Genomic DNA, 671 nt, shown 5'->3' with positions numbered 1-671 from the left:
CTTACAGACTTTAGGCTTCTAACTTCTTCCGTTTTTGATGATAGTCCACACGCTAGGGCATAACCCATCTCTAATGTGGCAGCGGTTATTGTTTCATCACATGTCCCAATGACAGCTCGTTGCGCTTCACGATATGTGCGACATGCCATATCCATGTTTCCAACAGATAATTCATAGAGCTTATTGTTAAGCTCTTGAGTTAATTCTGTATAATTATTTGTCCATTGATACTTCCACAGCTCTTCAACAAAGGCTTCCCAAGCATCACTGTCACGCTCCAATACCTCCATAACAAAATAACCACCACTTTCAGCACGTCTCGCCGCTTTCAACGTCCTTGCTAATGTGTCATCAAATGGAGGGTTCGCACAAAAGAAGATTGGAACACCAAGTTTGTTCACTAGACTGTGCAAGAAGTTCAAAAGATTGTTCTCACCACCTGTTCGTTTGAAAACAAGCCTCTGCATCTCATCGATCACTAAGATGCCAAGAAAACTTGATTTAATGTTTTGCTCAATCTGTCGAACCAATGCACCTATCGTTCCTGCGGGTTTCGTTTTTTCTCTTCCTAACGATAAGTCTAAAGATGCCAGTATTTCTTCACATAAATCCCGAACGCTAGAGTTGTTTGGGCAGTCAACTTTTATCCAAACAACCTGCTTATCCAGTTC

Annotated in this window: 1 protein-coding gene; it reads right to left on the bottom strand. The window is 41.6% G+C overall.

The window, feature by feature from the left end:
- The coding region (locus tag AB4486_RS26245) for an ATP-binding protein (protein ID WP_372119693.1) at positions 1 to 671 on the bottom strand (671 nt) is incomplete at both ends.

The sequence above is a fragment of the Vibrio sp. 10N.222.55.C6 genome, assembly GCF_041473395.1.
Taxonomy (GTDB): domain Bacteria; phylum Pseudomonadota; class Gammaproteobacteria; order Enterobacterales; family Vibrionaceae; genus Vibrio; species Vibrio crassostreae_C.
This window is presented reverse-complemented; position numbering and strand designations above follow the sequence as displayed.